The sequence below is a fragment of the Sinorhizobium garamanticum genome (assembly GCF_029892065.1).
GTDB classification, from domain to species: Bacteria; Pseudomonadota; Alphaproteobacteria; order Rhizobiales; family Rhizobiaceae; genus Sinorhizobium; species Sinorhizobium garamanticum.
The window spans coordinates 1891497-1915436 of the sequence record NZ_CP120373.1 but is presented as its reverse complement, the minus strand read 5'-3'; the positions used below and the strand labels follow the sequence as shown (position 1 = coordinate 1915436).

Below are 23940 nucleotides of genomic sequence, written 5' to 3'. Positions count from 1 at the left end.
CAAAGGCCGCTGTAGCACTTTGAATCGCTGCATGCCCCAACGGCCGGATGTTGAACGGACGACGACCAGCTTCGATGATCGAGAATGCGCCCTATGTCCTTTTCCGGGACGACAGCGAGAACCGGACGACGGTTTTCGCCGAACCCTCACGCGTCATCACGGCACGGACGCGAAGTGAGTTCCGGCGCGGCCTCGGGGAAATCGAAGGCGCTCATCGCGCCGGAAAGTGGCTCGCCGGCTATATGGCCTATGAGGCAGGGCACCTTTTCGAAGAAAAGCTTGAGCCCTTTGCCGAGGAGAACCGTGAAACGCCGCTGATGTCTTTCGGCGTCTTCGACGCGCCCGCGGAGGGTCATCCACTCGGCGAACCGCAGCGACGGATGGAAAACGAGCCTCTCCTCTCCGAACCTCGCGCGGGTTGGGATTTTCCCGCCTACCGCGCGCGGTTCGAACGCCTCCATCAGCACCTGCGCCAGGGAGATTGCTACCAGGCGAACCTGACGATGCCGATCCACGCACGCTGGTCGGGCGACCCACGCGCGGCCTTCTGGTCGCTCATCGAGCGCCAGCCGGTGAAATACGGGGCGCTGGTGTCGCTCGACGGCCCGGTTCTTCTTTCGCGCTCACCGGAACTGTTCTTTCACGTCGACGCCGACGGTTGGATCGAAACGCATCCGATGAAGGGCACGGCGCCGCGCGGCGCGACGGCCGAAGAGGACGCGGCGATCATCGCCGCGATGCGGGCAGACGAAAAGACCCAGGCCGAAAACCGGATGATCGTCGACCTCTTGCGCAACGACATCTCCCGCGTCACCACGGTCGGAACGTTGAACGTTCCAAAACTCTTCGACATTGAAACCTATCCGACCGTTCATCAGATGGTGAGCCACGTCAGGGCCAAGCTTCGGCCCGACACCGGCATCGCCGATATCTTTGCGGCTCTCTTTCCCTGCGGTTCGATCACCGGCGCGCCAAAAATCCGGGCGATGGAAATCCTTCATGAACTGGAGAGCGGGCCGCGCGACGCCTATTGCGGCGCCATCGGCTTCATCGCCCCGAACGGTGTCATGCGATTCAACGTGGCGATCCGGACGATCTCGCTGTTTCCAGACGGCCGGGCGGTCTTCAATGTCGGCGGCGGCATCGTTTTCGATTCAAAGGCCGAGGCCGAATATGACGAATGCCTGTTGAAGGCGCGCTTCGCCGTCGGCGACGCCGAGATCGCGCGATGACGGATTTTTCGCTGATCGAGACGCTGCGCTTCGAGCCGGAGACCGGCTTCGTCCGGCTGCGGCTGCATCTGGCGCGGCTGACGCGCTCGGCGCGGCGGCTTGGCTTTGCCGGCGCAGACGCTACGGAAGCGCAGCTGAGGGAAGCCGTGCGCGGTGCTGCAGGTCCGCTGCGGGTCCGCCTGACGCTTGACCGCCACGGGGCCATCGCCGTGACCACCGCTCCCTTTGCCCCTCTTCCCGACGATGCCGTCTGGCGCGTGCGGATCGCTGCCACAACGATCGATTCCAGCAACCGGCTGCTTCGGTTCAAGACGACGCGGCGCGGAATCTTCGAGGCGGCGCGCAGCGAGTTCTCGTCGGCGGAAGCCGACGAAGTCATCCTGCTCAACGAAAAGGGCGAGGTTTGCGAAGGCACGATAACCTCCGTCTTCCTCGATGACGGAAGCGGCATCCTCAAAACGCCGCCGATTGCCTGCGGCCTGCTTGCCGGCGTGCTGCGCGCCGAACTCATCTGCCAGCGCCGCGCGCGCGTTTCTCGTCTCTCGCCTGCCGATCTTGAATGCGGGGACCTCTATCTCGGCAATTCGCTACGAGGTCTGATCCGCGCGAAACTCGGGGTCTGAGCCTGCGAGCGTATAGCGCTTCACGCGGTCGCGCCCTTCGCGCTTGGCAAGATAGAGGGCTTCGTCCGCGCGCGCATAGATATCGTTGACCGTGTCGCCGTCGCGGTATTCCGCGAGCCCCACCGAGCAGGTGTAGTAGAATTCCGGGATGTTCGAGAGCGGGCGGGCGCTACGCACCTTATCCAACACCCGATCTAGGATGAGATGGCTCTCGCTGACCGTCGTGTCAGGAAGGATCAGCATGAACTCCTCGCCGCCGATTCGGCCGAAACAATCTGAGCGGCGGACGATCCCCTGCATCTGGCGGGCGAAATCGAGCAGAACTTCATCGCCGCGCTGGTGGCCATAGCGATCGTTGATCGCCTTGAAGTAATCGATGTCGATGATCGCCACGCAACCCCACATGTCCGGATTGCCGCTGCAGTTCGCAATGAAGTCGGTAAGCCTGTCCATCGTGTAGCGCCGGTTCGGCACGCTGGTGAGCTCGTCCACCTGCGATGCACGCACCGCGAAATCGCGGTCCTGTCGCAGCGCGCGTTCCTCGGCGCGTATCGAGGTGATATCGACGGCGATGCAAAGCATGCAGCCATTGGCGTCGACCGTCTCGGTCATCCACAGCCAACGGCCGTCATGAAGGTCGGTTTCGAGCGCACGAAACGGGACCTTGCCGCGCCGATGGACCGTGGCCGCGATCCAGGCTTCGATGTCGTCCGTCTTCACCACCGTGCCCTTGCCGCAGGCATAGTTGCGCCGCATCAAATCAGCCCAGATCGGAAAGTCGTCCGGAGCGAGATTATAGGCGGCGCGAAATGCATCATTGGCAAAACACAAACGGTCCTGCTGATCATAAAGTGCGATCAATACGGGCGATCGGGCCTCCAGTTCCATCAAGGTCTGGAGATGGTCGCCAATCACGGTCAAATCTCAATCCCTCCGGGCAAACGCATTAGGGAAATGCAATTACAGCAAGAATATATACGCGCAAGAGCTATAACACGAATCGCTTGTGGCCGAATGCCCGCCATGCCAATGGAAGGGAATATGGTTAAGCGGCGAAGTCTTTTGGTTCTTCAGCATGAAACACACCCCCTACGACGGTTCGTCAAAACCATTCACGATCGGCCTCGTCCAGCTCGACCCCGATCGGTGGATTGAACCGGACGATGCGCTTGAGTTCTATCTCGACGAAAAGGCGCGGCTGCTCGCCTCCATGCGCGAGAACATTTTCGTTGCCGAGACCGGAACGGAGCCTGCGCAGAGCGAACTCCTGAATGTGCTCACCGAATACCTGCCCAACCGATATCCAGCGCTTTACCGACGCGAGGGCGACGCGATGGTCGTCGGTAAGCGCCGGGTGGCGCTTGCCGGCGATGCCGCTCTCGTCACCGCGGGCTCACTGGTTCAGGACGACCTTGCCATCATGGAGCGCAAGGATGGCGACTGGCGACTTGCCGCGGCCTATGTCGCCTTTCCATCCTCCTGGTCGCTCGCGGAGAAATTCGGCCGGGCGATGCACGAGATTCATGCGCCCGTTCCCGGCTTCGGCCAGGGCACGCGCAATGCCGAACTCATCACCCGCATGTTCGACAATCTTTCGCCCGGACGTTTCGTCGAACGCTTCAACTGGGCGATCAACGTCGACGGCGCGCTGCATCTGTCGAAGTCGAAATCCGAGGAGGTCGATGCGGAGGCGGTGTCGCTTTCCGAAGACCGCACCTTCATCCGCATCGAGCGCCAGACGCTTCGCAAGCTGCCGGAAACCGGCGCGATCGTCTTCACGATCCGCATCTATTCCGACCCGCTCGCCGCACTCAGAAACCGACCGGATGCGGCAGGACTTGCCCGATCCTTCGTTGCCGAACTGCGCGAATTGACGCTGCCACAGGCAGCATACAAGGGTCTTGTGAGCAAGCGGGAGGCCCTGATCGCGGCGTTGCTGGCGATTGCCGGTTAAGCAAAGTCTAAAGTCGCGGTTGACGCGCCGGCTCTTTATTGTGACAGGAAACTATGCTCTTAGAGCATCCGCTTTCAGCGATTTCACCTGAAAGCGGGAAAGATACTCTGGAACTGCAGTGCTTCAGCGCCCTCGGCGCGTTCATCGAACGCGCGGGCGCTCCTGGCTTGAACAGAGACTCAAACGCCCGCTTTCCCGCGCATTTCAACCAACCTCACAGGGATGTTTCCTCAGGAGAAGACCAAAATGGCAGATACCACTTATCCGGTTTATGGCGAGATCACGGGGCCGATCGTCATGATCGGTTTCGGTTCGATCGGCCACGGCACATTGCCGCTGATCGAACGCCACTTCAAATACGACAAGAACCGGTTGATTGTGGTCGAACCGCGCGAAGATGCCAAGGATACGGAGATTTTCGAGCGCCATGGCGTGCGCCACGTCAAGGCTTACGTGACCAAGGACAACTACAAGGAACTGTTGAAGCCGCTGCTGACCGAGGGCGACGGACAGGGCTTCTGCGTCAACCTCTCCGTTGACACGTCCTCGCTCGATCTTATGAAGCTTTGCCGCAAGCTCGATGTCCTCTACATCGACACGGTCGTGGAGCCCTGGCTCGGGTTCTACTTCAACACCGAAATGGACAACGCCGCACGCACCAACTATGCGCTGCGCGAGACGGTGCGTAAGGAAAAGCAGAAGAACCCGGGCGGCACCACCGCGGTTTCGACCTGCGGCGCCAACCCGGGCATGGTCTCCTGGTTCGTCAAGAAGGCGCTCCTCAACCTCGCCGACGATCTCGGTCTGAAATATGAGGAGCCGCATCAGGACGACCGCGAAGGCTGGGCCAAGCTGATGAAGAAGGCGGGCGTCAAGGGCATCCATATTGCAGAGCGCGACACGCAGCGCAGCAAGAATCCCAAGCCGCTCGACGTCTTCTGGAACACCTGGTCGGTCGAAGGCTTCATTTCGGAAGGCCTGCAGCCGGCCGAGCTTGGCTGGGGCACGCACGAAACCTGGATGCCGAAGAACGCCAAGAAGCACAAGAAGGGCTGCAAGGCGGCGATCTATCTGGAACAGCCGGGCGCAAACACGCGTGTCCGCACCTGGTGCCCGACGCCGGGCCCGCAGTACGGCTTCCTCGTCACGCACAACGAGTCGATCTCGATCGCCGACTTCTTCACCGTTAACGGTAAGGACGGCGAAGTCACGTACCGCCCGACCTGCCACTATGCCTATCATCCCAACAACGACGCCGTGCTCTCGCTGCACGAGATGTTCGGCAATGGCGGCAATGCGCAGCCGGTGCACCACGTTCTCGACGAGAACGAACTCGTTGACGGCATCGATGAACTCGGCGTCCTGCTCTACGGTCATGACAAGAACGCCTACTGGTATGGCTCGCGCCTGTCGCTGGAAGAAACCCGGAGCATCGCGCCCTATCAGAATGCCACCGGCCTGCAGGTGACGAGCGCCGTTCTCGCCGGCATGGTCTGGGCACTCGAGAACCCGAAGGCGGGCATCGTCGAAGCCGACGAGATGGACTACAAGCGCTGCCTGGAAGTGCAGCTTCCCTATCTCGGCCCGGTCGAAGGTCACTACACCGACTGGACGCCGCTTGAGGGCCGTCCGGGCCTGTTCCCGGAAGACCTCGACACCAAGGATCCGTGGCAGTTCCGGAACATCCTCTTCCGCTAAAAGCCGCGGCATATAAGTTGCAAAATAGGGCCCGGAGCATAACTGCTCCGGGCTTTTTCATATGAGTGACAGGGTTGCACGACAGGGCGAAAACAACCGCCCCGAAAGAGGAAATCGCGCTCTAACATCTTAGAATCGATCAGGTTTACGACCAGGCGCGAGTGAATGCGAAATCGCCGAGATTTCAGTGACGGTCTTGCTTTCAACTCATGATCGCGGCATGGTTCCGCGCACCGAACGAAACCGCCAAGGCAAGACGCGGGAGAAAACGCCAATGAAGCCTTTCGCCATTCCGACCCTTCTGGCCGCCGCGGCAGCGCTGGCGTCATGCCAGTCGTCGCCACGGGAAATCGGCGGACCGCCGCCGAGCCAGGCGGCCGGCGTCGAGGGCGCCTGGGTCGATCCGAACGGCATCGTTTCCACCTTCGCCGGCGGGACGTTCTCTACACGCACGACAGACACCAACCAGTTGCTTGCTTCCGGCAACTACGTGAATGTCAGCCCGACGCTTGTCGAAATCAGCATGACGTCACTGGTGCGCAACACCCAGTCGAAGGTCAACTGCGCGCTCGTTGCACCAACGCAGTTGAACTGCACCACCGATTCCGGCGCTCAGTTCTCGCTTACGCGCCGCGGCTGAAGCGGACGGCGACGCGGCAACGTCCCCGTCCACATCCTGGCGATACGATGGGGGCCCGCCCAAGCGCGGGCCTTTTGTCATGTTTGACCGCGAAAACCCTCATTCCATTCCGAGAAGGCGATGCTGAAGACCTACACAGGAAGCTGCCATTGCGGCGCGGTTCGCTTCGAGGCCGATCTGGACATCAGTGCCGGCACCGGAAAGTGCAATTGCTCCATTTGCACGAAGATGCGCCTCTGGTCTGTTCGTGTGAGGCCGGAAGCTTTTCGCCTCATCGAACGCGAGAGCGAACTGACGGATTTTCAGGGAAAGAACAAGTTCGCCCATCACCTCTTCTGCAAGCATTGCGGTGTGCACCCTTTTGAGGGCATCGGCGTCCCGAACATGACGGGCGCTCCATACCTCAATATCAATGTTGCATGCCTTGACGGCGTCGACTTTGACGAGCTGATGGCGGCGCCTGTGAGCTACTACGACGGCCGCAATGACAATTGGGCGGCAACGCCCGCCGAGGTGCGGCATCTTTAGACTGGACGACATCAGGCATCGCGGCCCCTTCGAAGGCCATATCGCCTAGTTCGGCAGCCGGCTTAACCCTAGTTGGAATCCGGCAAAGAAAGGGCGGCTTTAGCGCTTGAAGTCGGCCGCAACTGGTGGAAACATCCGGCACGCCACCTCGGTCAGGGGATCGAGCATTTCCGCGCGGTTTCCCAATCGATCGGAAATCCACAGGCAGAACGGGAGAGCATCATGATCAGACACATACGGACCGGCCTCATGACCGCGTCTATTCTTGCCCTTTCTTCGGGCGCCGCCTTCGCCGATTATGAATTGAACATCCTGCACATCAACGATCTCCACTCCCGCATCGAGTCGATCAACAAGTTCGATTCGACCTGCTCGGCGGAAGACGAAGGCAAGAACGAGTGCTTTGGTGGCGTCGCCCGCCTGAAGTCGCTGATCGACCAGAAACGCCAGGAGCTAGCGGGCAAGAATATGCTTCTGCTCAATGCCGGTGATAACTTCCAGGGCTCGCTCTTCTTCACCACCTACAAGGGCGCGGCGGAAGCGGAATTCCTGAACCTGATGAAGTTCGATGCGATGACCGTCGGCAACCATGAGTTCGACGAAAGCGAAGACGGGCTCGCCAGCTTCCTCGACAAGGTCACCTTCCCGGTCGTGACCGCCAATGTGCTGCCAAGCCATAAGTCGAAGATCGGCGACCGGATCAAGCCCTCGATCGTGCTCGACGTCGGCGGTCAGAAGATCGGCATCGTCGGCGCCGTCGCCAACGATACGCCCGAACTTGCTTCCCCCGGACCGGACATCCTGATCGGTGAAGATGTTGCGACGATTACGAGTGCCGTTGAGGAACTCAAGAAACAGGGCGTCAACAAGATCATCGCGCTGACCCATGTCGGCTACCCGCGCGACCTCGCTGCCATCGCCAAGATCCCGGACGTCGACGTTGTCGTCGGGGGCCACTCCCACAGCCTGTTGTCGAATACCGACGAGAAGGCGGAAGGCCCGTATCCGACCATGGTCGACAACCCGGGCGGCTACAAGGCGCCGGTGGTGCAGGCTGGCTCCTACAGCAAATATCTCGGCGACCTCGTCGTCACCTTCGATGACAGCGGCGTCGTGAAGGCCGCCAAGGGCGATCCGATTCTCATTGACTCCTCGGTGAAGCCCGACGAAGCGGTCCTTGCCCGGATCAAGGAACTTGCCAAGCCGATCGAAGAGCTGCGAACCAAGGTTATCGCCAAGACCGAGGCTCCGATCGACGGTTCACGCGAGAATTGCCGCGCCAAGGAATGCGAAATGGGCACGCTGGTGGCCGACGCCATGCTCGACCGCGCCAAGGGTCAGGGTGTCACGATCGCCATCACCAATGGCGGCGGGCTGCGCGCCTCGATCGACGCCGGCGACGTGACCATGGGCGAAGCCATCACCGTGCTCCCCTTCCAGAACACGCTCTCGACCTTCCAGTTGAAGGGCGCCGACATTCGCACCGCGCTGGAGAATGGCCTCAGCCAGGTCGAAGAGGGCGGCGGGCGTTTCCCGCAGGTGGCTGGCCTCAAATATTCCTTCGACCGCTCCAAGCCGACCGGCAGCCGGCTCGTGTCTGTCGAGGTAAAGGAGGGCGAGGCCTTCGCACCGCTCGACCCGGAAAAGACCTATTCGCTCGTCAGCAACAATTTTATGCGCGGCGGCGGCGACGGCTATGACGTCTTCGAGACCAAGGGCGAGAACGCCTACGATTATGGTCCGGGGCTGGAGACCGTGCTCGCTGACTATCTGGCAGCACACCAGCCGTTCAAGCCCTATACCGATGGCCGCATCATGGAAGTCACTGCGGCCGCCGGTGCAACGGCAACCGAGACGAAACCGGCCGAGGGCACCGCAGCCGCACCGGCGCAGCCTTCAACCGAGACCGCAGCTGGCGGGCCTCAGAAGCATGTCATTGCCAGCGGTGACACGCTTTGGGACCTCGCCGAGTCCTATTACGGCAACGGCGTCGAGTGGAAGAAGATATCGGCGGCCAATGGCGACCCGGCACCGCGGGCGCTACCGATCGGGCGGGAACTGGAAATCCCGGCCAAGTAAGACAATTTGCCTCTGCTTGTCATGCCGGCGCGGGCTTTCCCGCGCCGGATTTTCTTTTTAGAAGAGTTTGAAACTGACGGCGCACAAAGCGCCCGCGAGGAATGAGATGACGACCGCACAAGCCGAACCGAACACCGAGCACCCCGCCGTGAAACACGGGAAGATCGGCGTGCTGCTTGTCAATCTCGGTACCCCGGACGGCACCGACTACGCCTCGATGCGTCGCTACCTCAAGGAGTTCCTGAGCGACAGGCGCGTCATCGAATGGTCGCGTCTCTACTGGTATCCAATCCTCTACGGCATCGTGCTCAACACGCGACCCGGCAAGGTCGGCAAGGCCTACGAGGTGATCTGGAACAAGGAACGCAACGAAAGCTGGCTGCGCACCTACACCCGCAACCAGGCCGAACTGATGGCGAAGGCCTTTGCCGATCGGCCGCAGGTCACCGTCGACTGGGCGATGCGCTACGGCCAGCCGTCCATCGCTTCGCGCATGGAGGCGCTGCAGCAGGAAGGTTGCGATCGCGTCCTCGTTTTCCCGCTTTATCCGCAATATGCCGCGGCCACGACTGCGACAGTCAACGACAAGGCTTTCGAGGCCTTGCTGAAGATGCGCTGGCAGCCGGCGCTGCGCACTGTTCCAGCTTATGCCGGCGACCCGGTCTATATCGATGCGCTCGCCGCCTCGATCAGCAAGCATCTTGCAACGCTCGACTGGGAGCCGGAAGTCGTGCTCGCCTCCTTCCACGGCATCCCGAAGAGCTATTCCGACAAGGGCGATCCCTATTATTTCCAATGCCAGGAGACTACGCGGCTTCTGCGCGCGAAGCTCGGCTGGCCGGAGGACAAGCTGCAGGTTACCTTCCAGTCCCGCTTCGGCCCGGAGGAATGGCTACAGCCCTACACGGACAAGACGGTCGAGAAGCTGGCAAAGGATGGCGTCAAGCGCCTCGCCGTCGTCAACCCCGGTTTCGTCTCCGACTGTCTGGAGACGCTTGAGGAAATCGCCGGCCAGGCCGCCGAAAGCTTCCACCACAATGGCGGCGAGAAATTTGCGCATATTCCCTGCCTGAACGACAGCGCCGAGGGCATGGCAGTGCTCAACCACGTGGTCCGCCGCGAGCTTGAGGGCTGGCTTTAAACGGCCCTTCTCTACACACCGCTTGAATTATTGCGCCGAATCGCCACGTCATATTCTTGGGGCACTCCAAACGCTGGAGTTGCGAAGAGGGAGATATGTCGGTGGGCGGCATGGATATCGCAGTCATTGCATTCGTCGTTCTTGTTATCCTGGTGCTGTTTGCCGGGATCAAGACGGTACCGCAGGGCTATCGCTACACGGTCGAGCGCTTCGGGCGCTACACGAAGACCATGGAGCCGGGGCTAAACCTCATCGTTCCCTTCATCGATCGCATTGGGGCGAAGATGAACGTGATGGAGCAGGTTCTCGATGTGCCGACGCAGGAGGTCATCACCAAGGACAATGCCAGCGTCGCGGCGGATGCGGTGGCCTTCTATCAGGTGCTAAATGCCGCGCAGGCCGCCTATCAGGTGTCCAATCTCGAGAACGCCCTTCTCAATCTGACGATGACAAACATCCGCTCGGTGATGGGGTCGATGGATCTCGACGAGCTGCTTTCGAACCGCGACACGATCAACGACCGGCTTCTTCACGTCGTCGACGAGGCTGCCAATCCCTGGGGCATCAAGATCACCCGCGTAGAGCTCAAGGACATCGCGCCGCCGAAGGATCTGGTCGACGCCATGGCGCGTCAGATGAAGGCGGAGCGCGAAAAGCGCGCCCAGGTGCTCGAAGCCGAAGGTGCCAGGAACGCGCAAATCTTGCGCGCGGAGGGCTCGAAACAGTCTGCCATCCTTCAGGCGGAGGGGCAGCGCGAGGCCGCGTTCCGCGACGCGGAAGCGCGCGAGCGGCTGGCGGAGGCAGAAGCCAAGGCGACGAGGATGGTATCCGAAGCGATCGCCGCCGGCGACGTGCAGGCGATTAACTATTTCGTCGCGCAAAAATACACCGAGGCGCTCGCTGCGATCGGCACGGCAAACAACCAGAAGATCGTTCTGATGCCGATGGAGGCCTCCTCGCTGATAGGCTCGCTCGGCGGCATCGGCGCCATCGCCAGGGAAGTCTTCGGCGATGGCCAGCCGCCAAGCTCGCCTCGCCCGCGCCAGTCGACGCCGCGCACGGGTCCGACCACCAATTCCTCCGAAACGACCTCTTGAGGGCGTCCCCATGATCGCACGCATCGTCCTCGAACTCGGACCCTGGAGCTGGTGGGTGCTCGGCCTCGTCCTGCTGGCGGCGGAATTGGTGGCGCCGGGCGTCTTCCTGGTCTGGATCGGGTTCGCAGCGCTCGCTACCGGCAGCCTGTCCCTCCTCCTCTGGGATACGGCATTCTGGTTCTGGGAGCTCCAGGTCGTCGTCTTCGCGCTGCATTCAGTGTTCGCGGTGCTCATCGGGCGGCGCTTCGTCTCCTCCTCGGTCGAGAGCGACGAGCCGCTGCTCAACAAGCGTGGCGAGGGCCTCGTCGGCCGCACGGCGGTGCTTGAGCAACCAATTGCGGAAGGCCGCGGGCGCGTGCGCCTCGACGACACGACCTGGTCTGTCGAAGGGCCGGACCTTCCCGCCGGCACGCGCGTGCGCATCGTGGCAAGCAGCGGGCGGCAGCTCACCGTCGAGCGCGCCTGAGCGAATCGCCGGAAACCGGTCCTGAAAACCGGATTTTCCGTTTGGAAACGATTGGTTAACCACGCGCCTTTACGGTTGCGAAACGATTGCAATCACGTTTTGCGGACAGACGGCGCATGGAGCCCATAATTTCACGCTCGGTCACGGCGGGCGCCTTGCGCCCGAGGATGCGGGCATGGCTCCTGGCGGGCTGCGCCATCTTCATCGCAACGCCCGCGGCGGCACAAAGCCTCGACAATCCGTCGACTGCCGGCACTGCAACAGGCATCACCGGTGCAACGGGCAATACCGCCGCGATACCGGACCCGCAAACGACCGGCGCCGTTGCCGCCAGCGATCTTCCTCCAGCGCTCGACGAGGACTTCAACCGCCTGAACCGGCGCGAGGAGACGATCGATGGCCTCCGCACGCGAATCGACCCCTACGAGGGCCAGGCACCTGGCATCCGTATCGGCACCTTCGTCCTGAAGCCTGCTCTCAGCGAGACCTTCAACCACGAGCAGCAGAAGACTGGGGGTCGGAGCGAGAGCCGCAGCTTCATCGAGACCGGCCTCAAGGGCTCGCTGACTTCCGACTGGTCACGCCATCAACTGAGCGTCACCGGCGAAGGCGTCCTGCAGAACAACACGTCCGGCGAGGGGGAAGAAGAACCGCGCGCGGATGTTGACGCCGAACTGCGCCTCGACCTCAGCGACCAGACGACCGCCCGGCTGACGGCCGGGTACAGCTTCGAACGGGAAGACGCCAACGATCCCAACGCCATTGCCAATGCCGAGACCCAATCCGGCGTCAACATCTATCGGCTCGGCGCGGCGGTCGAGCGCGACTACGGTCTCATTCGCGGATCGCTCGGCGTCGATTTCGAGCGCCGAACCTATGGCGACGTCGAACTCGACAACGGCACGACGCTTTCCGTCGAGGACCGCAACCGCAACATCGGCCTATTGGACGCGCGCGTTGGCTACGAGCTGTCTCCCGCCCTGATCCCCTTTCTTGAAGCGTCTGTCGGCAAATCGAACTACGATCTGCGCCAGGACGCCCTCGGCTTCGAGCGGTCCTATCACAGCTATGCGGGCCGAGCCGGGCTTGAGGTCGATCTGGGGGAGAAGCTCAACGGCGAACTCGCACTCGGCTATGGAACCTATCGTTTCGACGACGACCGTCTGGGTGATCTTCGCGGCCTTTCGGCGGACGGACGCGTCAATTGGTCGCCGCAGCGCGGTACCGATGTCCTGTTTGGCCTCGCAACCTATCTCGACCCTTCGACGACACCGGGCGACGCAGGCTCGATCGACTACGAACTGACCAGCATAGTCACCCGCCAACTGCGCTCGACGCTGCTTGCCCGCCTGTCGAACAGCCTGACGCTGCGCAACTTCCCCTCGGATGCCGCATCCTCCGACGAAACCACTTGGCGAACCGGTGCCGGCCTGACCTGGGACATGACTCGCTATCTCGCACTCACGGGGGACGTCAGTTACGAACGGACGAACCGGGACCGCGGCGAGTCGACCGATACCGCCCGCATCGGCGTCGGACTGACGCTAAGGCGCTAGGAGCGCCTCACGGAAATTGTGTAGCGGTTCTCCGCCGGCATTGCAGTGCCAAAGGCGCAATGCCCGTGCCGTCATGCAATATGCATCCCCTTCGACGGCCCAATGAAAAGGCCGCGCCTCTCGACGCGGCCTGGATTTGACATCCGTTACAGCGCCGCGCGTCTATCGGACGCGCAAAGGTCGCTGTAGCACTTTGCAGTAGAAATCACTTCAGGCTTTGCAGCAATGCCTTCAGCGGCCCTTCGACGGAGGGACGAATGTCGCCGCGCTCGAGCGCGAAGGCGACGTTGGCGAGGATGAACCCGTCCTTCGCCCCGCAATCATAGGTGTCGCCGCGGAAGTGATAGGCGGCGAAAGGCTGTTCGCCGGAAAGCTTGACCATGCCGTCGGTCAGCTGGATCTCGTTGCCGGCGCCGCGCTCCTGCCGCTCCAGAATCGGGAAGATCTCTGGCTGCAGGATGTAGCGACCGTTGATGAAGAAGTTGGACGGCGCGGTACCGGGCGCGGGCTTCTCGACCATCTTGGTGATCTTGAAGCCATCGCCGATTTTGTCGCCGACGCCGACGATACCGTATTTATGGGCCTGGTCTGGCGCACATTCCTCAACGGCGATCACGTTGCCACCGCTTTGCTCGTAGAGTTCGACCATGCCCTTGAGGCAGCCCTTCTCACCCTTCATGATCATGTCGGGCAAAAGTAGCGCGAAAGGTTCATTGCCGACGAGATCGCGCGCGCACCAGACCGCGTGGCCAAGGCCGAGCGGCGCCTGCTGGCGCGTGAAGCTGGTGGTGCCGGCCTTCGGCAATATGCCCTCGAGCAGCTCGATTTCCGCCTTCTTGTTCCGTTCGCGGAGCGTTTGGTCGAGTTCGACTTGAATGTCGAAATAGTCTTCGATCACCGCCTTGCTGCGGCCGGTCACAAAGATCAGATGCTCAATGCCCGCTTCCAGCGCCTCGTCGACGACATATTGGATGACCGGCTTGTCCACCACCGTCAGCATCTCCTTCGGCACCGCCTTGGTTGCCGGCAGGAAACGCGTGCCAAGGCCCGCCACGGGGAACACGGCTTTGCGGACTTTACGCTTGTCGGTCATAGACACCTCCTTGCAGTGTTTCTCAACTCTAGCCCGAAAAAGGCAAATTGGATTGGATATAGTCGCCGATCGCTATTTTTTTGCAAAAGACGGCGACGTGCCTTATTCATGGTAAAGACTTTGTTGACTTCGTTTCTGTAGGCTTCTCCCCTGATCCGATGCGGTTTCCGCTGTTCGGAGTGAAGAAGAACCGCAAGCTGCCCTTTCGCGGCCTGCTGCGGGCGACATTGCAAACCCGGAGTATTCCGTCCGGCATGAACGCCGGCTGAACGCTCGCTGAGAAACGGAACCGATAGCTGATGATCAGAAACCGCAGGACGTTCTTTAGCCATATCGCCGCCGCCCTCGTCGTTACCGCCGCCACCTTTGGCTCAGCACCTGCACATGCAGACACGGGCTTCCAGACCTGGATCAACAATTTCTACGCGACCGCCGCCAAGAGCGGCATCACGCAGGCGACCTACCGCAAGGCCTTCGCCGGCGTGAAGACGCCCGATCCCGCAGTGCTTGAAAAGGCGAACTACCAGCCCGAGTTCAAGCACAAGATTTGGGAATATATCGACTCGCGTGTCAATCCGTACACGAAGCGGGTCGGACAGGAAATGGCCGCCCAGCATGCCCGCACGCTCAACTCGCTTGAACGACACTTCGGCGTCGACAGGAACGTTCTGCTCGCGATCTGGTCGATGGAAACGAACTACGGCGCCGTTCTCGAAAAGGACGACAGGCTCCATTATGTGCCGCGCGCGCTTGCCACCCTTGCCTATGCCGATCGGAAGCGGGCCAAATTTGCCAGGACACAGTTGATCGCCGCGCTGAAGATTCTCCAGAGCGGCGACATCACGCCACGCGAACTGACCGGGTCCTGGGCGGGCGCCATGGGACACACGCAGTTCATTCCGACGAGCTACCTGCTTTATGCTGTCGATGCCGATGGAAACGGGCACCGCGACATCTGGAATTCGGTCCCGGATGCACTGGCCACAGCCGCCAACCTCTTGAGGAAGAACGGCTGGCAGCCCGGCGAGACCTGGGGCTACGAAGTCGTGCCGCCGGCAAATGCAGCGAAATATTCCGGCCAGACAAAGACGCTCGGCCAGTGGGCAGCGCTCGGCTTCCTCCGGCCGAATGGCAAGGGTTTTCGCAGCCCCAACACACGCGCCGAACTCAAGCTTCCAACTGGCGGCAATGGTCCCGGCTTCCTGATGACGCGCAATTTCTTCGTCATCAAGCGCTATAACGCATCCGATTCCTATGCGCTCGGCGTCGGACTGCTGGCCGACCAGATCGCCGGCCACGCGGGGATGCAGCAGCGCTGGCCGCGCCCGGACGGATCGCTCGATATCAGCGAAAAGTTCGAATTGCAGAACCGCCTGAAGGAACTCGGTTATTACAACGGTGAAGTCGACGGCAATTTCGGCTCAGGCTCCAAGGCTGCGATCCAGGCCTTCCAGACCCAGAACGGTCTGACGCCGGACGGCGAACCGACGCAGCACCTCCTGCGCGCCCTGCGCAACTAATCGCACCTTGCGCGATTTTTCACGATCACGGCGATTTCCGATCATTCGATCCCAAATCGCCGTGATTTGACGTATGGTGGGACTGCACTACAGCGCCGCGCGCTTACCAGACGCGCAGAGGTTGCTGAACACTTTGAATTGCTGCGTTCGACGGTGAAAGCGATCATGTTGCCAATCAGAAGCGCACCGATGAGACGGTTCTTGCTTCCGTTTCGTTTCGCCCCGATCTTCATGGGCGCGGCGGCGATGCTTTTTGCCGGTTTCTTTGCCACAGTGGCGGAGGCGCAGGAGCCAGTCCCGCGCCGGAACGTTCTGCAGAGACTCTTCGGCGTCTTCGTCCCTCAAAGACGCTATTACCAGGAGCAATACGACTTTCCCCGCCAGCCCGCGCCACGGCGCGTGCTCAAGCGCCGCCAGCAGCCGGTAGAGCCGCAGCGCACGCGCCCTGCCCGCGCCAAGCCGCGGATCGCCGACGCGCCGCCGCCGGCACCAGTCATCGCAAAATCGCCGGATGCGAAAAAGGTCCTGGTCGTCGGCGACTTCGTTGCCGGAAGCCTTGGCGATGGCCTCAAGACTGCATTTGAGACAACACCGGGGGTGGTGATCGAGACGCGCGCCAACGGCTCCTCGGGCCTTGTCCGGAACGACTATTTCGACTGGCCGAAGATGCTGCCGGACTATGCGACTGAGCTGAAACCTTCCGTCATCGTCGTCAGCCTCGGCGCCAATGACCGCCAGATGATGCGGATTGGCGACACCAAGGAGCAGTTCCGCACCGATCGCTGGACGGAGGAATACCGCAAGCGCGTGAACGCGCTCGCGACTCTGGCACGCAAGGATGGATTACCGGTTCTCTGGGTCGGCATGCCGCCGTTCCAGTCGAGCGCCATGACCGCCGACATGGTGACGTTCAACGGCCTCTTCCGCGAAGAGGTGGAAAAGGCTGGCGGACAGTTCATCGACATCTGGGATGGCTTCGTCGACGAGGGCGGCAAATTCGTCCTGACCGGCTCCGACGTCAACGGCCAGCAGGTCCGCCTGCGCGGCTCGGACGGCATCAATCTCACCAAGGCCGGCAAGCGCAAGCTCGCCTTCTACGTCGAGAAGGATATCCGCAAGCTGCTCGGCGAGGCGGCCGCCACGCCCGACGTGCCGGGCGCCGAGGAACTGAAGGACCTGGTCGTCACGGCACCGCTTGCCAACGAGGATATCGTCAAGACGCAGCCGATCGGCCTGACCGATCCGGAACTCGACGGGGCGACCGCCTTGCTTGGAGGCGATGCGCCTTTGAAGAGCACCGGCAAGAGCCCGCGCGACCTGCTTATCGAGAAAGGCGAGATCGTCGCCGCACCGCCCGGACGCGTCGATGATTTCCGTCTGGCAAAGCCGGAAATTGTGGTGGACAAGCCTACCGCTCAGAAGTGAGTCCAAGAACAAGGCCCCGCCAGCAGGGCCTCTCCCTATTTCATGAAACGGGCCGGATTACCGCGGCAGGACACTCGACCCCATCAGCGCTTCGTCAATGGCCCGGGCCGCCTGGCGGCCTTCGCGGATCGCCCAGACGACGAGCGATTGGCCGCGGCGAACGTCGCCGGCGGTCCAGAGCTTGTCGACCGACGTCTTGTAGTCCTTCTCATTGGCCACGACGTTGGTGGAGCCGCGCCGATCGGTGTTGAGCACCAGGTTGTCGCCGAGGTCCTTGAGCACGCTGTTGGCGAAGGGCCCACGGAAACCGATGGCGATGAAGGCGAGATCGGCCTTGATGATGAATTCGGTTCCGGCGATCGGCTTGCGGCGATCGTCCACCTGACAGCACTTGACACCGGTGAGCACACCGTCCTCGTCACCGATGAACTCCAGCGTCGCGACCTGGAACTCGCGAACAGCACCTTCCGCCTGGCTGGAGGAGGTGCGCATCTTCGTCGCCCAGAACGGCCAGACGGCGAGCTTGTCTTCCTTTTCCGGCGGCTGCGGACGAATATCGAGCTGCGTCACCTTGACCGCACCCTGGCGGAAGGCCGTGCCGACGCAGTCGGACGCCGTATCGCCACCGCCGACGACGACGACATGCTTGCCGCCGGCGAGGATCGGTTCGGACGGCCAGCCGACACTGTCGATGTTTTCGCGGCCAAGGCGGCGGTTCTGCTGCACCAGATAGGGCATCGCATCGTGCACGCCGGCAAATTCCACGCCCGGAATTCCAGCGTCGCGCGGCGTCTCGGAGCCGCCGCAATAAAGAACAGCGTCACAGTCGTCGAGGAGCTGCTGCACCGGCAGGTCGACACCGACATTGATGCCGCAATGGAAGGTCACACCCTCGCCCCCCATCTGCTCGATGCGGCGATCGATGAAGTTCTTCTCCATCTTGAAGTCCGGAATGCCGTAGCGCAGCAGCCCGCCCGGCTTCGACTCGCGCTCGTAGACATGGACCTCGTGGCCGGCGCGGGCCAGCTGCTGGGCGGCCGCCATGCCGGCCGGGCCGGAACCGATGATCGCGACTTTCTTGCCGGTCTTGGTAACGGCCGGCTGCGGCACGATGTAGCCCATTTCGTACGCCTTGTCGGCGATCGCCTGCTCGACCGTCTTGATCGCAACCGGCACATCCTCGAGGTTCAGCGTGCAGGCTTCCTCGCAAGGCGCCGGGCAGACGCGGCCGGTGAATTCCGGGAAGTTGTTCGTCGAGTGCAGGTTGCGGATCGCCTCGTCCCAGTTGCCGTTGTAAACGAGGTCGTTCCAATCCGGGATCTGGTTGTGCACCGGGCAGCCTGTCGGCCCATGGCAATAGGGGATGCCGCAGTCCATGCAGCGCGCAGCCTGCTTCTGCACCTCCTGGTCGGACATTGGAATGGTGAATTCACGGAAATGGCGGATGCGGTCGGACGCCGGCTGGTACTTTGCCACCTGCCGGTCGATCTCGAGAAATCCAGTTACCTTACCCATCGTATCATCCTGAAAGCTTCGCGTCTGAACAGCCGCTCTTGACAAGCGCGCGTGAGGGGCCCCCGAACCAGTCTTTGATGAACCGGGAGCCTGTTTCACCGGGGCCTCCTATTCGGCCGCCTCTGCCATTTTCATGCGTTCCATGTCCTCGAGCGCACGGCGGTATTCGACCGGCATGACCTTGCGGAATTTCGGTCGGTAATCCGTCCACTGATCCAGGATCTCCTTGGCACGGGGCGAGCCCGTGTAGTGGAGATGGTTGGAGATCAACTGGTAGAGCCGCTCCTCGTCATGACGTGTCATGTCGCCCGAGACATCGACCATGCCCTTGTGCATGAGGTCGCCGCCGTGGTGGTGCAGCTTCTCCAGCATGTCGTCTTCCTCCGGCACCGGCTGCAGTTCGACCATCGCCATGTTGCAGCGGCGGGCGAAATCGCCCTCCTCGTCAAGAACATAGGCGACGCCGCCGGACATGCCGGCCGCGAAGTTGCGTCCCGTACCGCCGATGACGACGACCACGCCGCCGGTCATGTATTCGCAACCGTGATCGCCGACACCCTCGACGACCGCGATCGCACCGGAGTTACGCACCGCGAAGCGCTCGCCGGCGACGCCATTGAAGTAACATTCGCCCGAGATTGCTCCGTAAAGCACGGTGTTGCCGACGATGATCGACTGATGCGGCACAATCCGGGACGTTTCCGGCGGCCGGACGATGATGCGCCCGCCCGAGAGGCCCTTGCCGACATAGTCGTTGCCGTCACCCACCAGGTCGAAGGTGATGCCGCGAGCGAGGAAGGCGCCGAACGACTGGCCCGCCGTGCCCTTGAGCGTCACGTTGATCGTATCGTCCTTCAACCCCTTGTGGCCCCAGCGCTTGGCGAGCGCACCGGAAAGCATCGCGCCGGCCGAACGGTCGACGTTCTTGATCTCCGTCTCGAAGGCGACGGGCGCCTTGGTTTCCAGCGCGGTCTTCGCCTTTTCGATCAGCTTGCGATCGAGGATGTCGTCGATCGGATGCTTCTGGCGCTCGGTCCAATAGGTCGCCTCCTTGGGAGCCTCCACCTTGTGGAAGATCTTCGAGAAGTCGAGGCCATTGGCTTTCCAGTGCTCGATCATGCGGTCGCGCTCGAGCAGTTCCGAAGCACCGATGATCTCATCGAGCTTCTTCACGCCAAGCGAGGCGAGGATCTCGCGCACTTCCTCGGCAACGAAGAAGAAGTAGTTGATGACGTGTTCCGGCGTGCCCTTGAAGCGCTTGCGGAGCACCGGATCCTGGGTGGCGACACCGACAGGACAGGTGTTCAGGTGGCACTTGCGCATCATGATGCAGCCGGCGGCGATCAGCGGCGCGGTCGCGAAACCGAACTCGTCGGCACCGAGCAGCGCCCCGATAATGACGTCGCGGCCGGTCTTCAGGCCTCCGTCGACCTGCAATGCGACGCGCGAACGCAGGCCGTTCAGCACAAGCGTCTGCTGGGTTTCGGCAAGGCCGATTTCCCAGGGGCTGCCTGCATGCTTCAGCGAGGTCAGCGGCGAGGCGCCGGTACCGCCGTCGAAGCCGGCGATGGTGATGTGGTCGGCGCGTGCCTTGGCAACGCCGGCCGCAACCGTGCCGACACCCACTTCCGACACCAGCTTGACCGAAACATCCGCCTCCGGGTTCACGTTCTTCAGATCGTAGATCAGCTGCGCCAGATCCTCGATCGAATAGATGTCGTGGTGCGGCGGCGGCGAGATGAGGCCGACGCCGGGAGTCGAATGCCGGGTCTTGGCAACCGTCGCGTCGACCTTGTGGCCGGGAAGCTGGCCGCCCTCGCCGGGCTTTGCACCTTGGGCCACCTTGATCTGCAGCACGTCGGCGTTGACCAGATATTCGGTGGTGACGCCGAAGCGGCCGGAAGCGATCTGCTTGATCGCCGAACGCTGCGGGTTCATCGAACCATCCGGCAGCGGCATGTAGCGGTCGCTCTCCTCGCCGCCTTCGCCGGTGTTCGACTTTCCGCCGATGCGGTTCATCGCGATCGCCAGCGTTGTATGCGCCTCGCGGCTAATCGAGCCGAAGGACATCGCCCCGGTCGAGAAACGCTTGACGATATCCGCCGCAGGCTCGACCTCTTCGATCGGGATCGGCTTGCGGCCAACGGCCTCGGCGCTCTTGATCGTGAAGAGGCCGCGGATCGTGTTCATGCGCAGCGACGACGCATTCACCATGTCGGCAAATTCGCGGTAGCGGTCCTCGGCGTTGCCGCGCACCGCGTGCTGCAGCGAGGCGATGGCGTCAGGCGTCCAGGCATGGCTCTCGCCGCGCATGCGATAGGCATATTCGCCACCGATATCGAGGGTGTTGGCGAGCACCGGATCGGCGCCGAACGCGGCCTTGTGGCGGGCGACCGTTTCGGCCGCGATCTCTTCGAGACCGATGCCTTCGATCGTCGTCGCCGTGCCGAAGAAGTACTGGTCAACGAGCTTCGACGACAGGCCGACGGCGTCGAAGATCTGCGCGCCGCAATAGGACTGGTAGGTCGAAATGCCCATCTTCGACATGACCTTGAGGATGCCTTTGCCGACCGCCTTGATGTAGCGGTAGACAACCTCGTTGGCGTCGACTTCCTTCGGGAACTCGCCGCGCTTGTGCATGTCGACCAGCGTGTCGAAGGCGAGATACGGATTGATCGCCTCGGCGCCATAGCCGGCAAGCAGGCAGAAATGATGTATTTCCCGCGGTTCGCCCGACTCGAGCACGATGCCGACCGAGGTGCGCAGGCCCTTGCGGATCAGGTGATGGTGTACGGCCGCGGTCGCAAGCAGCGCCGGGATCGCAACGCGATCCGGGCCAACCTGGCGGTCGGAGAGCACGATGATGTTGTAGCCGCCCTTGACCGCCGCTTCCGCCCGCTCGCAGAGGCGATCGAGCATTTCCGGCATGCCTTCCGCACCGCGCGAAATGTCAAAGGTGAAGTCGAGCGTCTTGGTGTCGAACCGGTCTTCCGTGTGACCGATCGAACGGATCTTCTCGAGGTCGCCATTGGTGAGGATCGGCTGGCGAACCTCGAGCCGCTTGGCATGCGCCATGCCCTCGTGGTCGAGAATGTTCGGCCGCGGACCGATGAACGAGACGAGACTCATCACCAGCTCTTCGCGGATCGGATCGATCGGCGGGTTGGTGACCTGAGCGAAGTTCTGCTTGAAATAGGTGTAAAGCAGCTTGGGCTTGTTCGACATGGCCGAGATCGGCGTGTCGGTGCCCATCGAACCGATCGCTTCCTGTCCGGTCGTCGCCATCGGCGACATCAGGATCTTGGTGTCTTCCACCGAATAACCGAAGGCCTGCTGGCGGTCGATCAGCGACACGTCGCGGCGAAGCGCCCGCGGCTCGACCGGCTTCAGGTCCTCGAGGATCAACTGCGTATCGTCGAGCCACTTGCGGTAAGGATGCTTGTTGGCGAGCGAAGACTTCACCTCCTCGTCGGAGATGATACGGCCCTCTTCCATGTCGATCAGCAGCATCTTGCCCGGCTGCAGCCGCCACTTCCTGACGATCTTTTCCTCCGCGACCGGCAGCACGCCGGCCTCCGACGCCATGATGACGCGGTCGTCGTTGGTAACGATGTAGCGCGCCGGACGCAGGCCGTTGCGGTCGAGCGTCGCGCCGACCTGTCGCCCATCGGTGAAGGCGACTGCCGCCGGCCCGTCCCAAGGCTCCATCAATGCGGCATGATATTCATAGAACGCCTTGCGCTCCGGCGACATCAACTGGTTGCCAGCCCATGCCTCGGGGATCAGCATCATCACCGCATGGGCAAGCGAATAGCCGCCCCTGATCAGAAATTCGAGCGCGTTGTCGAAGCAGGCCGTGTCCGACTGGCCTTCGTAGGAAATCGGCCAAAGCTTGGAGATGTCGTCGCCGAAAAGCGGTGAAGAGACCGAAGCCTGTCGCGCCGCCATCCAGTTGACGTTGCCGCGCAGCGTGTTGATCTCGCCGTTGTGCGCGACCATGCGGTAGGGATGCGCGAGCTTCCAGGACGGGAAGGTGTTCGTCGAGAAGCGCTGGTGCACCAGCGCCACCGCCGACTGGAAGCGCTCGTCGGAAAGATCCTTGTAGTAGGCGCCGACCTGGTAGGCGAGGAACATGCCCTTGTAGACCACGGTCGAAGTCGACAGCGATACGACATAGAAGCCGAGGTCGCCGCCGTCTGCCTCCGCATAGATGCGGTTGGAGATCACCTTGCGCAGCGTGAACAGCCGGCGCTCGAATTCGGCATTGGTCGCGGCGTCGCGGCCGGCACCGATGAAGACCTGCACGTGGTGCGGCTCGGTAGCGGCGATGTCCGGCGCCTTGGAAAGCGACGAATTGTCGACCGGCACGTCGCGGAAACCGAGCAGGTGCTGACCCTCCTCGGCGACCACCTCGCTGATCACGTCCTTGAAATGGGCGATCAGCTTTTCGTCGCGCGGCATAAAGAGATAGCCGACGGCATACTCGCCGGCCTTCGGCAGGGTAACGCCCTGCTTCGCCATTTCCTCGCGGAAAAAGCGATCGGGAATCTGAACGAGGATACCGGCACCATCGCCCATCAGCGGGTCAGCGCCAACGGCGCCGCGATGGGTCAGGTTTTCGAGCATGAAGAGGCCGTCGCGCACGATCTGATGCGACTTTTCACCCTTCATGTGAGCGACGAAGCCGACGCCACAGGCATCGTGCTCGTTCCGTGGGTCGTAGAGCCCCTGTTTTCGCGGTAATCCGGACGGGAAAGCGGGCGTCTTCGCAACCGTCGCAGTGGTATGTGCGAGGTGGAGCCCTGATTGCTGTGATGGCGAATGATCCGTCATCGTCTTCCCTCCTATTGGACCCGGAAATTCCGGGCATACCGCCGCCCGCGCATTCCTTGCCGCGTGCGCGCCTTTCGCGCTGCGGCAAAGCCGGGCATTATCGTCGCATGATCCTGATCAGGTCGCAAATAAAGCGCGGCTGCACCAGGCACGAATGTCCCGCGACCATCCTGATGGCAGGCGTCAACAACCGGATGAAACCCGGCGAAAACCCCTTGCGCTACACGCCGAATGCCGCATTTTTTGGCACCTCCGGCGATTGTTCCGGTCCCTAGACCGAAATAGGACAGCAAACCTGTCCTATTTCATGCGCTCTATGCCAGAAAGCGCCCCCCTTCGCAAGGGGCATATCAGCAAATAATGGAAGAGATTTTGCCGAAGATTGCCGGAAATTTCGCGCTTTTAAAATTAAATTACAATCCGCCCGGTGCTTTCTTCACTTTGGTTTCAAACTGGTCTCGTGTTGGCATACCTGTCGGACAGCCGCATTGATCGTCCGTGGAAGTCGGCTATGGTTCTCGCCGAAGCGGCCGGACGTGG

Annotated in this window: 17 protein-coding genes and 1 pseudogene; 14 read left to right on the top strand and 4 right to left on the bottom strand. The window is 61.9% G+C overall.

Translation table 11 applies throughout. The features are described from left to right. The first annotated feature begins 74 nt into the window (after positions 1 to 74). Complete coding sequence (locus PZN02_RS08810; RefSeq protein ID WP_280661191.1) at positions 75 to 1232, top strand: aminodeoxychorismate synthase component I; 1158 nt, start codon at positions 75 to 77, stop codon at positions 1230 to 1232. Beyond that, on the top strand, positions 1229 to 1855 hold the full coding sequence (locus PZN02_RS08805; RefSeq protein ID WP_280661190.1) for an aminotransferase class IV family protein: 627 nt from the start codon (positions 1229 to 1231) through the stop codon (positions 1853 to 1855). Before PZN02_RS08810 ends, PZN02_RS08805 begins: the two co-directional genes overlap by 4 nt. Here PZN02_RS08805 and PZN02_RS08800 read toward each other — a convergent pair. Continuing rightward, a complete protein-coding gene (locus PZN02_RS08800) occupies positions 1820 to 2770 on the bottom strand; it encodes a GGDEF domain-containing protein (protein ID WP_280661433.1) in 951 nt (316 codons plus the stop codon). The genes PZN02_RS08805 and PZN02_RS08800 overlap by 36 nt on opposite strands. Before the next feature lie 160 nt (positions 2771 to 2930). Here PZN02_RS08800 and PZN02_RS08795 point away from each other — a divergent pair, with 160 nt between their 5' ends. From PZN02_RS08795 to PZN02_RS08755, 9 genes are all read left to right on the top strand, one after another. Further along, the gene (locus tag PZN02_RS08795; RefSeq protein ID WP_280661189.1) at positions 2931 to 3809 is read left to right on the top strand and encodes a heme-dependent oxidative N-demethylase family protein; all 879 of its coding nucleotides are present in this window, start codon (positions 2931 to 2933) and stop codon (positions 3807 to 3809) included. A 246-nt stretch (positions 3810 to 4055) separates the two neighbouring features. Next, the gene (locus tag PZN02_RS08790; RefSeq protein WP_280661188.1) at positions 4056 to 5507 is read left to right on the top strand and encodes a homospermidine synthase; all 1452 of its coding nucleotides are present in this window, start codon (positions 4056 to 4058) and stop codon (positions 5505 to 5507) included. 274 nt (positions 5508 to 5781) lie between these two features. Beyond that, entirely contained in the window at positions 5782 to 6147 is a 366-nt protein-coding gene (gene omp10 / locus PZN02_RS08785; protein ID WP_280661187.1) for an outer membrane lipoprotein Omp10, read from the top strand. 120 nt (positions 6148 to 6267) lie between these two features. Further along, positions 6268 to 6675, top strand: coding sequence for a GFA family protein (locus PZN02_RS08780; RefSeq protein ID WP_280661186.1), 408 nt, complete (start codon positions 6268 to 6270; stop codon positions 6673 to 6675). 222 nt (positions 6676 to 6897) lie between these two features. Next, positions 6898 to 8754 (top strand): 5'-nucleotidase C-terminal domain-containing protein, encoded by a 1857-nt coding sequence (locus PZN02_RS08775; RefSeq protein ID WP_280661185.1) that lies wholly within the window; start codon positions 6898 to 6900, stop codon positions 8752 to 8754. Positions 8755 to 8860: 106 nt separating this feature from the next. Further along, positions 8861 to 9895, top strand: coding sequence for a ferrochelatase (gene hemH, locus PZN02_RS08770; protein WP_280661184.1), 1035 nt, complete (start codon positions 8861 to 8863; stop codon positions 9893 to 9895). Positions 9896 to 9996: 101 nt separating this feature from the next. After that, entirely contained in the window at positions 9997 to 10992 is a 996-nt protein-coding gene (locus PZN02_RS08765; protein ID WP_280661183.1) for an SPFH domain-containing protein, read from the top strand. A gap of 10 nt (positions 10993 to 11002) precedes the next feature. Then, complete coding sequence (locus tag PZN02_RS08760) at positions 11003 to 11458, top strand: NfeD family protein (protein WP_280661182.1); 456 nt, start codon at positions 11003 to 11005, stop codon at positions 11456 to 11458. 116 nt (positions 11459 to 11574) lie between these two features. Continuing rightward, on the top strand, positions 11575 to 13014 hold the full coding sequence (locus tag PZN02_RS08755) for an outer membrane beta-barrel protein (RefSeq protein ID WP_280661181.1): 1440 nt from the start codon (positions 11575 to 11577) through the stop codon (positions 13012 to 13014). A gap of 205 nt (positions 13015 to 13219) precedes the next feature. Here the strand turns inward: PZN02_RS08755 and galU are convergent, their stop codons facing one another. Next, positions 13220 to 14107, bottom strand: a complete 888-nt coding sequence (gene galU, locus PZN02_RS08750) for a UTP--glucose-1-phosphate uridylyltransferase GalU (RefSeq protein WP_280661180.1) — start codon at positions 14105 to 14107, stop codon at positions 13220 to 13222. An 80-nt stretch (positions 14108 to 14187) separates the two neighbouring features. Between galU and PZN02_RS08745 the strand changes: the two genes are divergently transcribed. The 3 genes from PZN02_RS08745 (at position 14188) to PZN02_RS08735 (ending at position 17052) form a co-directional block, all read left to right on the top strand. After that, entirely contained in the window at positions 14188 to 14376 is a 189-nt protein-coding gene (locus PZN02_RS08745) for a hypothetical protein (protein ID WP_280661179.1), read from the top strand. 30 nt (positions 14377 to 14406) lie between these two features. Then, positions 14407 to 15627, top strand: coding sequence for a lytic murein transglycosylase (locus PZN02_RS08740; protein WP_280661178.1), 1221 nt, complete (start codon positions 14407 to 14409; stop codon positions 15625 to 15627). Between the two features lie 189 nt (positions 15628 to 15816). After that, complete coding sequence (locus tag PZN02_RS08735; protein ID WP_280661177.1) at positions 15817 to 17052, top strand: SGNH/GDSL hydrolase family protein; 1236 nt, start codon at positions 15817 to 15819, stop codon at positions 17050 to 17052. Positions 17053 to 17109: 57 nt separating this feature from the next. Here PZN02_RS08735 and PZN02_RS08730 read toward each other — a convergent pair whose 3' ends face one another. Next, on the bottom strand, positions 17110 to 18567 hold the full coding sequence (locus PZN02_RS08730; RefSeq protein ID WP_280661176.1) for a glutamate synthase subunit beta: 1458 nt from the start codon (positions 18565 to 18567) through the stop codon (positions 17110 to 17112). A gap of 108 nt (positions 18568 to 18675) precedes the next feature. Beyond that, positions 18676 to 23319 (bottom strand): annotated as a pseudogene (gene gltB, locus PZN02_RS08725) (glutamate synthase large subunit); the annotation flags it as partial. Between the last annotated feature and the right edge of the window lie 621 nt (positions 23320 to 23940).